Source organism: Mucilaginibacter sp. UYP27 (assembly GCF_040547175.1).
In the GTDB taxonomy this organism is placed as follows: domain Bacteria; phylum Bacteroidota; class Bacteroidia; order Sphingobacteriales; family Sphingobacteriaceae; genus Mucilaginibacter.
The window spans coordinates 1,635,034-1,651,219 of record NZ_JBEPPE010000001.1 but is presented as its reverse complement, the minus strand read 5'-3'; the positions used below and the strand labels follow the sequence as shown (position 1 = coordinate 1,651,219).

At 43.4% G+C, this 16,186-nt stretch carries 15 protein-coding genes; 13 read left to right on the top strand and 2 right to left on the bottom strand.

The window, feature by feature from the left end:
- Positions 1-7 precede the first annotated feature (7 nt).
- The 4 genes from ABIB39_RS07265 (at position 8) to ABIB39_RS07250 (ending at position 4,157) form a co-directional block, all read left to right on the top strand.
- Positions 8-937, top strand: coding sequence for an NAD-dependent epimerase/dehydratase family protein (locus tag ABIB39_RS07265; protein WP_354428585.1), 930 nt, complete (start codon positions 8-10; stop codon positions 935-937).
- A 264-nt stretch (positions 938-1,201) separates the two neighbouring features.
- Entirely contained in the window at positions 1,202-2,902 is a 1,701-nt protein-coding gene (locus ABIB39_RS07260; protein WP_354428583.1) for a M3 family oligoendopeptidase, read from the top strand.
- A gap of 39 nt (positions 2,903-2,941) precedes the next feature.
- Positions 2,942-3,460 (top strand): glycosyl-4,4'-diaponeurosporenoate acyltransferase CrtO family protein, encoded by a 519-nt coding sequence (locus ABIB39_RS07255; RefSeq protein WP_354428581.1) that lies wholly within the window; start codon positions 2,942-2,944, stop codon positions 3,458-3,460.
- Between the two features lie 43 nt (positions 3,461-3,503).
- The gene (locus tag ABIB39_RS07250) at positions 3,504-4,157 is read left to right on the top strand and encodes a GGIII-like transmembrane region-containing protein (protein ID WP_354428580.1); all 654 of its coding nucleotides are present in this window, start codon (positions 3,504-3,506) and stop codon (positions 4,155-4,157) included.
- A gap of 1 nt (position 4,158) precedes the next feature.
- On the opposite strand, the gene ABIB39_RS07245 is transcribed toward ABIB39_RS07250, so the two are convergent.
- A complete protein-coding gene (locus ABIB39_RS07245; protein ID WP_354428578.1) occupies positions 4,159-4,818 on the bottom strand; it encodes a phosphatase PAP2 family protein in 660 nt (219 codons plus the stop codon).
- A gap of 80 nt (positions 4,819-4,898) precedes the next feature.
- On the opposite strand from ABIB39_RS07245, the gene ABIB39_RS07240 reads away from it, so the two are divergent.
- Positions 4,899-6,620, top strand: a complete 1,722-nt coding sequence (locus ABIB39_RS07240) for an amino acid permease (protein ID WP_354428576.1) — start codon at positions 4,899-4,901, stop codon at positions 6,618-6,620.
- A gap of 372 nt (positions 6,621-6,992) precedes the next feature.
- On the opposite strand, the gene ABIB39_RS07235 is transcribed toward ABIB39_RS07240, so the two are convergent.
- A complete protein-coding gene (locus ABIB39_RS07235) occupies positions 6,993-8,960 on the bottom strand; it encodes a KUP/HAK/KT family potassium transporter (RefSeq protein WP_354428574.1) in 1,968 nt (655 codons plus the stop codon).
- A gap of 239 nt (positions 8,961-9,199) precedes the next feature.
- Here ABIB39_RS07235 and ABIB39_RS07230 point away from each other — a divergent pair, with 239 nt between their 5' ends.
- From ABIB39_RS07230 to ABIB39_RS07195, 8 genes are all read left to right on the top strand, one after another.
- On the top strand, positions 9,200-9,658 hold the full coding sequence (locus ABIB39_RS07230) for a T9SS type A sorting domain-containing protein (protein ID WP_354428572.1): 459 nt from the start codon (positions 9,200-9,202) through the stop codon (positions 9,656-9,658).
- Positions 9,659-9,996: 338 nt separating this feature from the next.
- A complete protein-coding gene (locus ABIB39_RS07225) occupies positions 9,997-10,608 on the top strand; it encodes a fumarylacetoacetate hydrolase family protein (RefSeq protein ID WP_354428571.1) in 612 nt (203 codons plus the stop codon).
- Positions 10,598-12,340 carry a M23 family metallopeptidase gene (locus tag ABIB39_RS07220; protein WP_354428569.1) on the top strand — a complete coding sequence of 581 codons (1,743 nt, stop codon included), beginning with the start codon at positions 10,598-10,600 and terminating at the stop codon, positions 12,338-12,340. The genes ABIB39_RS07225 and ABIB39_RS07220 overlap by 11 nt, the downstream gene beginning before the upstream one ends.
- On the top strand, positions 12,340-12,804 hold the full coding sequence (bcp, locus tag ABIB39_RS07215) for a thioredoxin-dependent thiol peroxidase (RefSeq protein ID WP_354428568.1): 465 nt from the start codon (positions 12,340-12,342) through the stop codon (positions 12,802-12,804). The genes ABIB39_RS07220 and bcp overlap by 1 nt, the downstream gene beginning before the upstream one ends.
- 64 nt (positions 12,805-12,868) lie before the next feature.
- Complete coding sequence (locus tag ABIB39_RS07210) at positions 12,869-13,423, top strand: RNA polymerase sigma factor (RefSeq protein ID WP_354428566.1); 555 nt, start codon at positions 12,869-12,871, stop codon at positions 13,421-13,423.
- A 60-nt stretch (positions 13,424-13,483) separates the two neighbouring features.
- Positions 13,484-14,302 (top strand): hypothetical protein, encoded by an 819-nt coding sequence (locus ABIB39_RS07205; RefSeq protein ID WP_354428565.1) that lies wholly within the window; start codon positions 13,484-13,486, stop codon positions 14,300-14,302.
- A gap of 11 nt (positions 14,303-14,313) precedes the next feature.
- Complete coding sequence (locus tag ABIB39_RS07200) at positions 14,314-14,787, top strand: hypothetical protein (protein WP_354428563.1); 474 nt, start codon at positions 14,314-14,316, stop codon at positions 14,785-14,787.
- Between the two features lie 123 nt (positions 14,788-14,910).
- Positions 14,911-16,107, top strand: a complete 1,197-nt coding sequence (locus ABIB39_RS07195) for an aspartate aminotransferase family protein (RefSeq protein WP_354428561.1) — start codon at positions 14,911-14,913, stop codon at positions 16,105-16,107.
- The last annotated feature ends 79 nt before the right edge of the window (positions 16,108-16,186 follow it).

Genomic DNA, 16,186 nt, shown 5'->3' with positions numbered 1-16,186 from the left:
AAACATTATGCACACAATATTAGGAGCCGGCGGGCCGGTAGCAAACGCGCTAACGCACGAACTTTTAAACCATAACGAAAACGTAAGGTTGGTTAGTCGCCGCCCCGTAGATATAAATGGCAACAACCTCACCTGGCGCAAGGCAGATCTGCTCGACTATAAGCAGGTGCAGGAAGCGGCACAGGGCTCAACCATTATTTACCTATGCGCGGGCTTGGTTTATGATGCCGAGATCTGGCGCCAACAATGGCCCGTCATCATCCAAAACGTGATCAACGTTACCAAAGAGAATAACGCGAGGCTGATATTTTTTGATAACGTGTATATGTACGGGTTAGTTAACGGGCCAATGAAAGAGGATACGCCTTACCATCCGCTTAGCGAAAAAGGTAAAGTACGTGCTGCTATAGCCAATACTATTATGAATGAAGTTAAGGCTGGCACCCTCAATGCCACCATTGCCCGCGCGCCCGATTTTTATGGCACCACCAGCACCAATGCTTTTTTAGATATGATGGTACTATCTAAATACGCCAAAAAGCAAACCGCGCAATGGATGGGCGACCCAAACAAATTGCACAGCTTTATATACATACCCGATGCCGGCCGCGCCATGTACCTGCTGGGCCAGCACCCCGAAAGCGATAACCAGATCTGGCACCTGCCAACATCGCCGGTAATGAAGGGACAGCAGTTTTTAGAACTTGCCGCACGCATCTACGGCGTTAAACCAAAATTTATGCGCGTGCGCAAATTTATGCTTTGGATCTTGGGATTATTTGACAAACTCATCGCCGGCACGATAGAGATGTATTACCAAAGTGATCATGATTACATTTTTGACTCGGGCAAATTTGAAAAAGCTTTCAATTTTAAGCCAACCAGTTACGAGGATGGGATAAGTGAAGTAGCGCGGACGATTTATAAACCGGAATAGCCTTTTCGCTTTGCGAGTTGACTCACCCATACCCCCTCTCTGCTACGCAAAGAGGGGGTTTCCTTCTTTCTTCATTTTTTTTATTTTCTACCCTCTTTGCGCAACAGAGAGGGTCGCGCACGAAGTGCTGCGGGGTGAGTAAAATTCGATAATTGGTTCTTCTGTCTGTTCCCTCTAATCTTTCTTGTTTTCCTCGTTTCAAATCTTTCCATCCTCCCAAATAATCTGCACATTTGCATATCTGCATATCTGCACATCAATTATATGATCCATAAAAAAACCCGTACATACATCCCGGCCGACCTTGAAATAAAATGGGAAACGCTGGAACCGATATACAAAGAACTGCTTAACCGCCCTATTGCTTCTGTTGAGGAACTGGAGCAATGGCTTAAAGATGGCAGCGAACTGCAAGCCGCCCTCGAAGAGGATTTTGCATGGCGCTATATCCGCATGACCTGCGATACCACTAACGAAGAACTTCTGGCAAGCTTCCAGTACTTTGCTACCGAAATTGAGCCCAAAACCGCGCCCTACAATAACGACCTTAACAAAAAACTGGTTGAGAGTGAGTTTGTGGACCAACTGAGCGAAGAGAAATTCTACATTATGCTGCGCGCGGTTAAAAAATCACTGGAGCTTTTCCGTGAGGAGAATATTCCGTTGCAAACCGAGATCCAGGTGGAGCAGCAAAAATACCAGTCGATAACCGGCGCCATGAGCGTGCATATCGGCGAAAAAGAATATACCTTAGAGCAAGCCTCCGTTTTCCTGAAAGATACCGACCGCAGTAAGCGCCAGGAAGTTTGGCAGAAGATAACTGCCCGCCGCCTGCAAGAAAAAACAGTGTTGGATACCTTGTTCGATCACTTACGCGCGCTTCGCCATAAGGTAGCTTTGAACGCAGGGTTCGAAAACTTTAGGGATTATATGTTCCAGGCTCTTGGCCGTTTTGATTACACCCCGCAGGACTGTTATGCCTTCCATGCGGCTATCGAAACCGAAATAGTACCCATCCTGCGCGAACAAGCTGAAAAACGCCAGGTAGCTTTAGGCCTTGATGCATTAAAGCCCTGGGACATGGATGTTGATATATCGGGCAAGCCTGCGTTGAAACCATTTAACAGCGGCGCCGAACTGGTAGAAAAATCTATCCAGTGTTTCAGCAACATTAACCGCTATTTGGGTGAGCGTTTAGAGATCATGAAAGACAATAACCTGTTTGATGTGGAAAGCCGAAAAGGCAAGGCGCCGGGCGGTTACAATTATCCGCTATCTGAAACGGGCGCGCCTTTCATTTTCATGAATTCGGCAAATACCTTCCGCGATTTAACCACCATGGTGCACGAAGGTGGCCACGCGGTACATACCTTCCTAACTGCCGACCTGGAGTTGAATGACTTTAAACATTGCCCGAGCGAGGTTGCCGAACTGGCCTCTATGTCGATGGAGTTGATATCGATGGACAATTGGGATGTGTTTTTTGATAACGAGGAAGACCTGAAACGCGCCAAACGCGACCAGCTTTTTGATGTATTAAAGACCCTGCCGTGGGTAGCCGTGGTAGACCAGTTTCAGCATTGGATCTATACCAACCCGGATCATACCGATGCCGAACGCACCGAGGCCTGGTTAAAGATCTATGAGCCGTTTGGCGCAGGCTTCGCCGATTGGAGCGAACACCCGCAGGCAGAGCAAAACCTGTGGCAAAAACAGCTGCACATATTCGAAGTGCCTTTTTATTACATTGAATATGGTATGGCCCAACTTGGCGCGATAGCTGTTTGGAAAAACTACAAGGAAAACCCGGAGAAAGGCCTGCAGCAATACATGGATGCCTTGAAACTGGGTTACACCAAAACCATCACCGAAATTTACGAAACCGCCGGCATCAAGTTTGATTTTAGCGCGGGCTATGTTAAAGAACTGGCCGAATTTGTAAAAGCCGAAATGGATAAAATTTAAAAAGCAAGAGCCTCCCGTTAACCGGGAGGCTCTTTTAATATGAACCAAGCCATCAACTTCTTCTGGACTATCATCTGTTTTATCCCGGTCATCGCGTTTTGGTGGGGGGCAGGTGCCATGCAGTTGTTGTATGTGCTTATATTCATCAGTGTTTTAAGCTTGGTTGTTCCCGCCAGGGTATTGCAACTGAGTAAAAATCCTAAATTCTACGAGGGTTTGGGCGTAAGGTTTATCCGCAAGTGGGTACAGAATGGTGAATTTGCCAATCGCATCTCCCGCAGAAAAAATCCTCGGTACAAACTCATCAAAAACCGGGCGCATGCAACCCAATACCAGCGTACTATTGTAATGTATGAGCGGTACCATTTCATGTGCTTTATCTTCTTTCTGCTTACTGCTGCCTTTGCTTTTGTAAACCATAGCTACTTATTTTTTGCAACTATTTTCATAGCGAATATCATTTATAATAGTTGCCCCATTTTGTTGCAGCAATACAATAGGGCGCGGGTTTTAAGGGTAATAACGTCCCGGGAAATAACCTATAAATTAGGTGTTTAGATAGATTTTAAAACTTATATGTGTTTTTTAAGTTTAACCATCTATGAAAAAGATACTTGTAATATTTAGCCTTATATTGACGGCAACTGCCGCTTTTGCACAGATCCCTTTAAAACCGGTTAAAATAGATAGCCTTGTTACTATTTCCTTACCGGAGAAATACACCAAGAAAGACACCCTCGGCCAATCCATATATACGGGTAACGGCTCCTTTGGTTATATGGTAGTTATCCGCGCGCCAAACGCAGATAATAACAAACCACTTAAAAAAGAACGCGACCTAAACAAGGTGCTTCAAGACTATATTAAAGGCATAAAAGGCCAGGCAGACGGCAGCACCCAAAACGTGCGCGATACGCTTATAGGTCATTTAAAAGCAAAAACATTTACCCTTGAAACCGACCTGGGCGCAGGCCTGCAGGAGCGTAACTTTATTGTTATTTACACCCAGGACGTTACCTACACTTTTGAATACTACTACGAGGAGCTAAGGAAAGATGTAGTTAAAGAAGAGTACAAAGCATACTCCGGTTCCATTAAAGTATCCCCGGAGTTAAAACGTACCGATCAATATTTATCAATGGCTAAGGGCTTATCGCCGGCTGTTAAATATGCATTGTATGGAGGTATTCCGCTAATCATCATAATTGTGGTAATACTAATGCGCCGCAAAAAGAAACAACGCGAAGAAGCATAATCTAAGATCTTGTAAGCAGCCCCCTATCCCAACGGGGGGTGTTTATAAATTTTTTACGGTCGATAAAGCTTAGCCACGCCATCGTTATAAAAACACCCACCATTGAGCCAACGGTTACGTCCTCAAAAAAATGCTGGCTCAGGTACATACGCGAGTAGCCAACCATTACTGCTACAAAAAATAGTAACAAGCCCCAGGTTTTATTTTTACTTAAATAAGTAATTACCACCGCTGCCGAAAAAGCGGTTACCGTATGTCCGGATGGGAAACTGTGTACCGCTAAAACATACAGCCCTTTAACAAAGTGGATCTTTTCTAATTGATCTTCAAAGTAAATGCGTGGCCTCGGCATGTCAAAACTAAATTTTAATACCTGTGCCGTTAGCGCTGTTACAGCATAACTGGTTAGCACTAAAAATGATACCCTATAATTCCAAAGTGCTAAAAGCAACGATATTATTATCACAACAAAACCATCCCCAATATAGGTAATATAGGGTTCTATGCTGTCCAGGAAATCCGTATGGATGCCGTTAACTGCGAAGAAGATCTGCGAGCGGCTGAACAATAATTTGATGACAAGACAGGCACACAAAACGACGATATAAGGGATAAAAAGGTATCGTATTCGGTGTAAAACGTCTTTTGCGCCTGCATTCATCGGCACAAAGTAAGCATATAGTTTTTCAATGCAAAAAAATGGCTATGTTTGGTTTGGAAAGACTAAACTGATTAAAATACATGTCGAAGAGTATATTTCGAAGAAAATCTGTTTCTAAAATTTTGGCCGATGTAGCCAGCGGTTTCAGCGACAGCGAACACCCGGGCACCGCCTCCCAACTCGAAAAAGCGCTAAATGTTAAGGATTTAACCCTGATGGGGATAGCCGCCGTTGTTGGCGCCGGCATCTTCTCTACTATCGGCGAAGCCTCGTTCCAAGGTGGGCCTGGTGTGAGCATCCTATTCGTTATTACAGCTATTACCTGCGGCTTTTCGGCGCTTTGTTACGCAGAATTTGCATCGCGCATACCCGTTGCGGGCAGCGCATACACCTACGCATATGCTTCTTTTGGTGAACTTATCGCCTGGATAATAGGCTGGGACCTGTTGATGGAATATGCTATAGGCAACATAGCTGTAGCCATTTCCTGGAGCGAGTATTTTGTGAACCTGTTAGAAGGTTTCAATATACACATGCCTACGTTTTTGACAATGGACTACTTTTCTGCCTTTACCGCGCATGAGAAGATCCAGGAACTTACCGCAAGCGGCCACATTGCAGATATTACCGACCGGATGCGCATTGCAGCATCGGCATGGGCAACTGCCCCGGGGTTTGGCAATAACATCAAATTAATAGCTAATATCCCCGCCCTGGCTATTGTATTCGCGATTACTTACCTGGTTTATATCGGCATCCGCGAAACTAAAAAGGCTACCAATGCCATGGTTTATTTAAAGATCGCCATTGTGATAGCGGTTATTGTGATAGGCTTTTTTTATGTTACACCTGCCAACTGGCACCCATTTTTACCAAACGGTTTTAGCGGTGTTATGAAAGGTGTATCGGGGGTATTTTTTGCTTACATTGGTTTTGATGCCATATCTACCACTGCCGAAGAATGCCAGAACCCTCAAAAAGATCTGCCCCGCGGCATGATTTATTCTTTAGTGATCTGTACCGTGTTATACATATTAATAGCCCTGGTGTTAACGGGCATGGTGAGCTATAAAGATCTTAGGGTTGGCGATCCGTTAGCATTCGTATTTGCTAAGGTTGGTTTAAAAAACATCAGCTATGTGATCTCCATCAGCGCGGTTGTTGCTACCGCCAGTGTGTTGTTGATCTTCCAGCTGGGCCAACCCCGCATTTGGATGAGCATGAGCCGCGATGGTTTGTTGCCGAAAGCGTTTTCGCGTATCCACCCAAAATATCGCACACCATCATTCGCTACTATCGTTACCGGTTTTGTGGTAGCTATCCCGGCATTGTTCCTTAACCTTACCGAGGTTACCAACCTTACCAGCATAGGCACCCTGTTTGCATTTGTACTTGTATGTGGCGGCGTGCTTTTATTACCGCGCGAGGCTGCCGTTAAAGGCAGGTTTCATCTACCATACGTCAATTCGCAATTTATAGTACCTGTGTTGTTTATAATAGGTGTCTATTTTTTCAGGAACAATATCATAAACTTATTTAGCGGTACAGAACTGCACCAAAAGTTCCCATACTTTTTATTCATCGTATTATCTACAACTTTAACAGTGCTTGCCTTTGTTAAAAAACTATCGCTAATACCTGTATTAGGGCTTTTAAGCTGCTTTTACCTAATGGCCGAATTGGAGTATGAAAGTTGGATCCGTTTCCTTGCCTGGCTTATAATTGGCCTGGTTATTTACTTTACCTATGGCTACAAGCACAGCGTAATGGGTAAACCAGAGAATGCTGACCTGCCGAGGTAGGCATTGTTGCTGTAATATTTTAATGCCGGTGGAAACGCCGGCATTTTTTGTTTGGCTACTTGTCATCCTGAGCGATAGCGAAGGATCTGATCTACAACCTACAAGTAGGCAATATGGCGGCGAGCAGATGCTTCACTATTGTTCAGCATGACAAATCACTTTTTTTCGTAGTCGCAGAGTTTCTTGAAAAGCACCCTCCGCTGCAATTTCGTACATTCTCAGGGTCCTCTGCGAGAGACCCCGAGGGGACATAACCCCTCCATGCCACCGCGCAGTCCATCACATCGATTTTCTCGGCATGGCAAATCACTTTAAAAACGAAAAAAGGCTGCCTTATTTCTAAGGCAGCCTTTCAAATTATTTTGATGATACTTATTGTGGCATGATGCGCTCTATCTTAACACTCTCCGGCGAGGTAAGCATCAACGGCACTTTCTCTACCGTTACAAAGCTTAGGTCCAGGCCAAAGTTGCGCTCTTCCGACAGACTGATCCTTTTTAGCTGACCGTATAAGAACATCACTACCTTTTCGTAGAACGATAAGTTATGAGAGCGAGATAATACTTTCTCAATCACTACAAACCTAAAGTCGCCCACAATTTTATGTTTGTTTAGCGATTTGTAGGTACTGATGATGTCAACTTCACCATTCTTAACTAGGTCCTCAACCACCTTGCGGAACAATAGGTTTATTTGCTGCTCAACCCTGAATCCAAGTTTAAAATCTATCCGGATAAGCTTACCCGGTACCAGGAAGTCAACCTCGTATTCGCTTTTGTAAGGTTCGTCCACCACATCAACGTGCACCAGCCAGTAAACATCGGCGCGTTTAGGTTGCTTTTGCAAAATGGAATAAATGATCTTAGATTCCACCTCAGAGTTAAAGTTGGCGCTGGTTAAATACACCAGTTGCGAAGCATATTTTGGTACGCTTTCGTCTTCGCTCATTTCTTTGATGATGTTGAAATAATCATCTATCTCAATAAACTTAACATAACGGTTCTTGATCTTGCGGGCGTCGTGCCATGTCCACATAATGATAAACAGTACGAGGCCAATGGATAAGGTAAACCAACCACCATGTATAAATTTAACCAGGTTACCTAACAGGAAAGTTCCCTCAATAACCAAATAAACCAACAGGAACGACCCTATAATATAGGTAGGCAGTTTCTTCCGTTGCAGAAATTTAGATACTAAAATGGTGGTCATTAACATGGCTACAGTAATACTTAAGCCGTAAGCAGCCTCCATCCGTGCCGAATGCTGGAACAATATTACAACGCCGATACAGCCTGCGCATAGCAACCAGTTAACGCTTGGCACATATAATTGTCCTTTTTGCTCGGATGGGTAATTGATGCGCACTTTGGGCCACAAGTTTAGCCTAACGGCCTCGGCTATCAGCGTGAAAGACCCTGATATTAAGGCCTGACTGGCAATAACCGCGGCAATGGTGGCTATACCTATACCAAATATCAGGAACCACTCGGGCATTATTTTGTAGAACGGGTTGTTCACGTTCAGGTTAATTACCTGTCCCTCGCGCTGTAAAAGCCATGCGGCCTGCCCAAGGTAGTTTAACACCAAACAGGTTTTTACATAGATCCAGCTGATGCGGATATTATCGCGGCCACAGTGCCCAAGATCTGAATATAAGGCCTCGGCACCCGTAGTACACAGGAAAACCGCTCCCAAAATAATGAAAGCGTTATAATCTGACGCAAGCAACTGATATGCGTAATAAGGGTTTAACGCCTTTAAAATAGATGGCATTTGCACAACGAACGATATACCCAAAACCCCCATCATGGTAAACCAGATGAACATGATTGGCCCAAATGCCTTACCCACCAGCGATGTACCAAACTGCTGTATAATAAACAGCCCTGCAATAATTGCTATCACTATTTGCACCGTGGGCAAATGCGGATAATACGTTTGTAAACCCTCAATAGCCGATGAAATGGTAATTGGCGGGGTAATGATACCATCGGCAAGCAAGGCACACCCCCCAATAACGGCCGGCACAATAAGCCATTTGGCTTTACGGCGCACTAACGAGAATAGCGAAAATATACCACCCTCCCCTTTATTATCAGCCCGGAGGGTTATTATAACATATTTAAGCGTAGTTTGGAGCGTAAGCGTCCAAAAGATGAGGGAAACACCTCCCAGTACCAAAACTTGCGATATGGGTTGCGAATTGCTTGAATGTTCGGAGCCAATGATAGCTTTAAACACGTATAGGGGTGATGTACCTATATCACCGTAGATTATTCCTAAACTAATAAGCAGCCCAGCGGCTGATAGTTTCTGCAGATCTTTATGATTTGACACTATATTTTAAAAAGATACAAAACTATTAAAAAAAACCATTACAACTTAAACTATCTATAAACGTATAAGTCTTATAATTACAATAACTAACAAAACCTTATTTTGTTAAAATTTGTTAAAACTATTTAAATATTCGTTACATTATCATTTAGTGAGCGCTTTATTTATACTTTTGTGAAGTTTATAATATTATGGGTCGAAAATCTACTTATCTTAATTCCTGGTTCACCGTAATTGCGATGGCAATAGCTGTGAATTTTGCGCTTGCAAGAGGGGTTAATGCCCAAAAAAGTGATACTTCTTACCTTCGTGCCCTTAAAAACAAATCCGCCAAAACATCTTATCTAAAAAATGGCCTGCACTTAGCTTTGCCACCGTTAAAGCCAAACGCGGTTTCGACAGCAAAGATAAACCTTGCCCGCCCCGATGATAAATTGCTTACTAACGTGCAGGTTTACCCTATCCCGGTAAGTGATATTATCAACGTAAAATATACCGTATCCCGCAGTGCATTTGTTAATGTAAACGTAATGGATATCCTTGGCAACAACGTACTTACCCTGCAATCGCAACGGGTGGAGTTTGGCGATCAAAGCAATACCTACAATGTTTCCAATAAATTAACCCGCGGTTTTTACTTTGTGAGGATAGTAGTTGGTACCGAATCTGTAAATAAGCGCATCTCGGTAATATTGTAGCCCCCACCCCTGACGAGGCGTAATTCCCAACGCCCCATTCCCGTCCCTTTCTTCTTTAATTATTCGAAACTGGTTGTTTAATATTTTAAGTATTAAAATATCTGATACTCATGGTGGCGTTATTTTGTCAGTTGCCGTATTTTTTTAACTACTTGATTATAAGACCCTCCAACATAAACCCTTGCGTTCATGGCCGTGAACGTGAACATTTCGAGGTTTGCAAGGGCATATTTTCACCTACCGTGAAATAATTCACCCATATTTTTGTACTCCGGATAGCTATGGGGATTAGGATTTACCTTGTAGAGTTTATAATTTCGGCGTTATAACATTTGCTTATGAAAATAATAGCCATCGGCCGCAATTACGCCGAGCACGCCAAAGAATTGAATAACCCTGTACCTACTACCCCGGTAATATTTATGAAACCGGATACCGCTTTACTTAAGGACAATAAGCCCTTTTATCACCCGGAGTTTTCGCAGGATATCCACCACGAGATTGAGATCGTACTAAAGGTGAGTAAAGAAGGCAAGCACGTTAGCGAGAAATTTGCTTCAGGCTATTTTGAAGAGATAGCCCTTGGTGTAGACTTTACCGCACGCGATATCCAAACCAAGCACAAGGAGAAAGGCCTGCCCTGGGAACTGGCCAAGGCATTTGATAACTCGGCGCCTATCAGTAACTTTTTACCAAAAGATAAATTTGCCGATCTGTATAATGTAAACTTTAACCTGGATATTAACGGCGAAACCCGCCAAAAAGGTAATACCAAAGACCTCTTGTTTTCGTTTGAGCGTATCATTGCCTTTGTTTCCCAATACATCACCCTAAAAAAAGGCGACCTGATATTCACCGGCACGCCCGAAGGCGTAGGAAAAGTTGCCGTTGGCGACAGATTGGAAGGATTTTTGGAGGGAGAAAAGCTTTTAGATTTTTATGTTAAATAACTATAGTACTACGCAATTGTCATTTCGCTTTTTTATAATCGCTATCGCGATATTTTTTAGCACCACCACACAAGCACAGGATATTATTCAAAGCAAAGAATATCCTAAAAACCAATTTCGATACCCTTTAGATCTGCCGCCAACTACGGCCGGTTCTTTTGGTGAGTTACGGGCAAACCACTTCCACTCGGGGTTAGATTTTAAAACCAATCAGCGTATTGGTTTCCCGGTGCATGCCGCCTATGATGGGTATATTTCTCGTGTACGAATCCAGTTTGGTGGCTTTGGGCAGGCATTATACATCAATCATCCCAACGGTTACACTACCGTTTATGGCCATATTGAAGCCTTTACGCCCGAGATAGCCAAGTACATCCGCGATTACCAATACAAGAACCAAACTTACGAAGCTGATATAGCCCTGCCGGTTGGTATGTTTAAAGTAAGCAAAGGCGATGTTGTTGCGGTATCCGGCAACCGCGGAGCATCTGCAGGGCCACACGTGCATTTCGAGATCAGGGACACCCTGACGCAGGAAACCATTAACCCGCAATTATTTGGCTTAACCATTGATGATAAAGTCCCGCCGGCTATTACGGCTATCGGCATTTACCATTTAAACGGCAACCCTTTTAGTGAGAAAACACCCAAAGATTTTTTGGCCGTTACAGGTGCGAACGGTAATTACCATTTAACCAAACCGCAGGTGCTTAACTTAAGTGGCAATACAGGTTTCGGTATTTCGGTTATCGATCAAAACAGCGTGTCCATTAACAGAAACGGTATTTATTCGTTAGAACTGAAATTGGATGGCATTACCATGTACACCTTCGCGGTAGAACGTTTCGCGTTCGATCAAACTCACGCCATAAACGCTTATATAGATTACCCTACTTTTGTTACCACTCACAGTTGGATGCAGAAGTGTTTTATATTGCCGGGCAGCCGCATTTCGCTTTACCCGCAATCCATCAACCGTGGCATTATGGCCTTTAATGACGATAAAATTCACGAGGTGGAATACATTGTAAAAGACATTGCAGGGAACACCTCTACCTTAACCCTAAAAGTGCAGTCCAACACATCGGCTGCTAACGCCGTACCGGACAAACCTGTTGGCACCTTGCTACACTACGACCGTAAAAGCGAGTTTGCCAACGATAAAGTTAAGGTGAGTATTATGCCGGGTAATTTATATGACGACCTGGATTTTATCTATTCCACCACCCCTGCAAAACCGGGTGCTTTATCGGCAACACACCGCATTCATAACAAGCTTACGCCCATACATGACGAGTACAACCTTTGGATAAAACCTGATTTAAACCTTGGCACCAATGCCGATAAAGCCGTTATTGTAAACGCGGCAACAGGAGCAATTAGCAGCGTTTACGAAAATGGCTGGGTTAAGGGTACAGCGCATGCGTTTGGCGACTATTACATAAAGCTGGATACCGTAGCGCCGGTTATCACCCCCGTCAACATCCGTAACGGTAGTAATATGAAAGCCTTACGGGCTATTAAGATGCGCATGAGTGATAATTTAAGCGGAGTAAAAAGCTATATTGGTAAAATTGACGGTAAATGGGTTCTTGTTGAGTGGGATTATAAAACAAAGGTTTTAAGTTATACCTTTGATAGCAGCATTAGCGCCGGCAAACACACTTTTGAGTTTACCGTTACCGATGCGAAAAACAATGTTAGTACATTCACAGCAGAATTTAACAGGTAATGGCAACAGAACTTAAAGCGGGCGATAAAGCCCCAAACTTTACCGCTAACAACCAAAATGGCGAGGCGGTATCGTTAGGCGATTTTAAAGGCAAAAACATTATCCTTTACTTTTACCCCAAAGATGACACCCCGGGTTGCACTGCCGAAAGCTGCGATTTTAGGGATAACTACCAATCGTTGTTAGGCAAAGGTTTTGAGGTTATTGGGGTGAGTGTAGATGACGAGAAATCGCACAAAAAATTCGAGACCAAATACCAGCTGCCATTTACTTTAATAGCCGATACCGACCATAGCATTGTAGAAGCCTACGGCGTTTGGGTAGAAAAAAACATGTATGGTAAAAAGTATATGGGCACTGCCCGGGCCACGTTTATTATTAATGGCAATGGTATTATTGATAAAGTGATAGAGAAAGTTGATACTAAAAACTCGTCTCAGCAGGTGTTAGATCTGTTAGGATAATTGTATTTTTAACAGATATCAAACAAAAACGCTTTATTTTTATTTAAAGAATAAATTTTAATAGATGGCCATTCAGGCAGAAGACGAAGAGATACTCAGCAAGTTTAGGGACGAAAAGACCCGTAACGAGGCATTTAACCTTTTGCTGAAAAAGTATCAGCAAAAGATATACTGGCATGTGCGCCGTATGGTTATAAATCATGACGATGCCGATGACATTGTGCAGGATGTATTCATCAAGATCTGGAAAAACCTTCCGGGTTTTAGGAACGATGCCCAGCTATACACCTGGATGTACCGCATTGCCACCAACGAGTGCATTACCTTTCTGAACAAGAAAAAAGCGAAGAACAATATATCGCTTGATGATGTGGATTACGAGCTGGCAGATACCCTGTCGAGCTCGGATCAGTTTACCGGAGACCAAATTCAACGCAAATTGCAGGAAGCTATTTTAACCCTGCCAGATAAACAGCGCCTTGTTTTTAACATGAAGTATTTTGACGACATGAAATACGAGGAGATGAGCGATGTTTTAGGCACAAGCGTGGGGGCCTTAAAAGCATCTTATCACCTTGCGGTTAAAAAGATAGAAGCGTTTGTTACGAATACCGATTAAGTTAGTAGATTTTTATTTTAGCATTAAACCTTTTGAAACTTTATTCATCTATAAGAGTGTATGAAAAGCGATATGGAGAATAACGAATGGGCGGACAATGAAATGTCACTTGAACGGTTTTCGAAAGAAACCCCGTTTACAGTGCCATCCGGCTATTTTGAAGAGGCCGGTCAGCGCATATTGTCCCTTATAAAAATAAATGAGTTAACAAGTGGTAATGCGGCACAGGGTTATGCTGTGCCAAATAATTACTTTGAAGAGTTACAGGCTAATATCCAAAGCAGGATAAATATCGAGGCAATTGCAGGTACCGAGGAAAATAAATTTGAAGTGCCAACAGGATATTTTGACCAGCTTACCCAAAACATCCAAAGCCGCATAAACATTGAAACTGCCGCAAGTGCCGAAGCTGAAAGCTTTAGCGTGCCCCAAGGTTATTTTGATAACCTGCAGCAACAAATAACAGCCAGGATAGCGGTTGAGGAGCTGTTGGAAAAACAGCCTGTGTTTGCTGTTCCTGATAATTATTTTGAGCACCTTAATAATAACATATTAAACAAAACCGTAAACCAGGAAGCTGTTATACGTAAAACTATTGTACGCAAACTTTGGGCATCAAACACCTTTAAGTATGCTACTGCTGCCTGTTTATTACTGATTGTTGGCGCGGGCGCGTTCTTAAGAGAAGCACAGCAACCGGTTACGCATTCGCAGACGCTTTTGCACAAGCAGGTGTCAAACATACCGGTAGATGAAATAAAAGACTACCTTGAACTAAATATAGATGCCAACGATACACGTGGTATAATGGATAACGACAAGCAAATTAATACTGATGCCCTGGATGCCGATCTTCAGGATTATATTGATATTAATTAATAATACTTTTAATGAACAGGCTGCTTAAATATATTTTCTTTTTATTAGTATTTGCAATAAGTAACGACGATGTTTTTGCGCAGGTGAAAAATTTCCGTCGCCCTGCTCCTGTCACAAAAGCAAGGATCATTCGCAACCCAAAATTACAGGCAGCCCGCGACAAATTTATAGGTCAGCAGCTTTCACTTACTGCTGAGGAGTCCCGCAAGTTTTGGCCGATATACCGCCAGTACCAGGAAGATATGACCGCAATCAAGATCCTTAAACGCCAAAACAACTCAAGTGCATCTGCCAACGGTATGGACCAGATAGATAAAGAACTGGAGTACGATAACCAAATGGTTGTGATCCGCAAGCACTATCGGGATGAGTTCCTTAAAATATTACCTCCCGAAAAGGTAAGTGCCCTTTACAAAAGCGAAGTTGAGTTCACCAACGAACTTATAAAAACGTTCAGCGAGCGCAGCGTACGCGCGGGGAACTAAATTATTTAGTGATTTTTTGAATTAGTGATTTAGTGATTTGCTTGCCTGTAGCGAATTGTTGACCTTTGCGTTGACTGCTTTTAAAATCACTAATTCAGTCAATCACTAATTCACTAATTAAACATGTTAACCCTTCGCCAGCTATTTCTTAATAACAACGCCCAAACAACCCATTTCCCGCTACTACTGGAATTTGAGCGTGCCAAAGGCGTTTATATGTACGATAGCGAAGGCAAGGCATATACCGACTTAATATCGGGCATTGGAGTGAGCAACCTGGGCCATAGCAACCCGAAGGTAGTGCAGGCTATAAAAGACCAGGTTGATAAATATATGCACCTGATGGTGTACGGCGAATATGTGCAAACCCCGCAAGTGCGCTTTGCCGAAAAACTGGTAGGCATCCTCCCAAAAACATTAAATTCTGTTTACTTCACCAACTCGGGGACCGAAGCGGTAGAAGGCGCGCTTAAATTAGCTAAGCGTTTTACCGGCAGGCAGCAAATAATAGCCTTTAACGAATCTTATCATGGCAGTACCCACGGCGCGTTAAGCGTAATGGGCAATGAGGAATATAAACAAGCCTATCGCCCTTTATTACCGGGTGTAAATTTCATCACCCTTAACAATCTGCCCGGTCTTGATCTGATAACCGAGCAAACCGCTTGCGTTATTTTAGAAACTATCCAAGGCGAAGCCGGCATCCGTGTACCGGATGTTGCCTACATGCAGGCCCTGCGTAAACGCTGTACTGAGGTAGGCGCGCTGCTGATACTTGACGAGATCCAAACTGCCTTTGGCCGCACGGGCAAACTCTTCGCCTTTGAACATTTTGATATTGTGCCCGATATACTATTGCTTGCCAAAGCGCTTGGCGGCGGCATGCCTGTAGGCGCTTTTGTATCATCGGCGGACACGATGTCGGTATTTAAAGAAAACCCTATTCTTGGGCACATCACCACCTTCGGCGGCCACCCGGTTTGCTGCGCCGCCGGCCTTGCAGCATTAGAGGTTTTGCTTGATGAAAGCCTGATAGATAACGTTACCGAAAAGGAAGCCATCATCCGCGAACACCTAACGCATCCGGCAATCAAACAAATTCGTGGCAAAGGCCTCATGCTGGCTGCCGAGTTTGAAAGCTTTGAATTAAACAAAAAAATAATAGACACCTGTATAGAAAATGGTGTAATTACCGATTGGTTCCTGCACTGCAGTAATTCTATGCGTTTGGCGCCTCCATTGGTAATTACTAACCTACAACTTATTGATGCCTGCAAGGTGATTATACAGGCTACTGATTTTCATACACATACAGCATAGGCCCATATTATCTTATAACAGCTTTAATTATAATTAATAATTTAACTGTAAAAAGAAAGCTCCGGCTACTCTGTTTTCG